General features: G+C 50.8%; 1 protein-coding gene. It reads right to left on the reverse strand.

Annotated features, from left to right (window positions below; genetic code table 11):
- Positions 1 to 571: 571 nt before the first annotated feature.
- Entirely contained in the window at positions 572 to 946 is a 375-nt protein-coding gene (locus B472_RS16750) for a hypothetical protein (protein ID WP_019428488.1), read from the reverse strand.
- Positions 947 to 1,100 lie beyond the last annotated feature (154 nt).

Consider the following 1,100-nt stretch of genomic DNA (forward strand, 5'->3'; position numbering starts at 1 on the left):
TAAATGCGCACCCAAGGAGGCTCCGAACGGGTTGTAAATTTTTCGAACGATTTGGAATCAGTTCGAAATAGTCTTGGCGGGCCAGAAGATACCAGATCGCAAACCGCCTAAGTTTTCCAAGGGCATGTAGATCAAGCTCTTGGGGTTCAATGCATCATTCTAAATGTTGAGACATCTTCTTGTACCGAGAGTTTTCAGAACCTCTGTGCTAAAGGCTCCGGAATTAGAACCTGCTAGGTTGCGCCACTGTGCCCTTTCGACCCAATGCGAACGGTCGCGGCGCTGCCTTGGGCGGCGGTAATGCAGCGGTTGCTGCCGGTCGTGACCCGGCATCGCTCCAAGGCATCTCCCTAGAAGCAGTCATACGCACTCGCTTGTCCTTGTTTAGTCCGCTGACCGGTTTCAGGTGAGTAGCTGTCAATAGAAAAGTTTAGGATCACAACTACGAGATGAGTGACCACTTTCAGTTGGTGTGAACGGGTACTTTCGACCCACAGCAGTCATTGGATTCATCAAATCCAACGACAACTGAAGAGAAAGATAGGTTGAGTGGAGTGTTGACGCTGACGAATTACTTGATGACGAATCTGGCCGTCGCCTGCTTTGCACCGAACGAAATAACGGCCACAGCTTTCGTGCCGGCCGTCACTTTGTAGGTTCCGGTCGCTTCCAGTTTGTCTCCGCTTGGCTTGAGTTCAACCTCTTGTTTTTCACTGCCTGTCAGCAAGGTCAATTTAGCTGTGGATTTGGACACATCCACCGCTTTGCCATGGTCACGCACATAAAGGCGAAGCGCTGTGACACTGGCCACTAACTCATAGTCAACATCCTTGACGGTGGCTAAAACGCCACCGTGTATGGGTTTGTGGGTGGCATCGCCGGGTCCGGCCCAAGCCATGTTGCCAAGCACTAAAGAAGCGGTGATTAAAAGCGTTTGCAATTTCATGAGATGTCCTTGTAAAGGTTGAGATTGAAGTTGAAAAAACGGGTGAAAGGTCAGAACGCTTCAGCGTCTTTGTCTTGCAAAAGCGCCTCGGCAGGTTTGCGGCCAAAGAGCCAAAACATGGCAGGCGTCAGAAAGGTGTCGAGCAGCGTAGAGC

This window comes from Limnohabitans sp. Rim28 (genome assembly GCF_000293865.2).
Classification (GTDB): domain Bacteria; phylum Pseudomonadota; class Gammaproteobacteria; order Burkholderiales; family Burkholderiaceae_C; genus Limnohabitans_A.

Excerpts from the sequence above, each read along its gene's own strand:
- B472_RS16750 (WP_019428488.1), bottom strand. The coding sequence starts at position 946 with ATGAAATTGCAAACGCTTTTAATCACCGCTTCTTTAGTGCTTGGCAAC.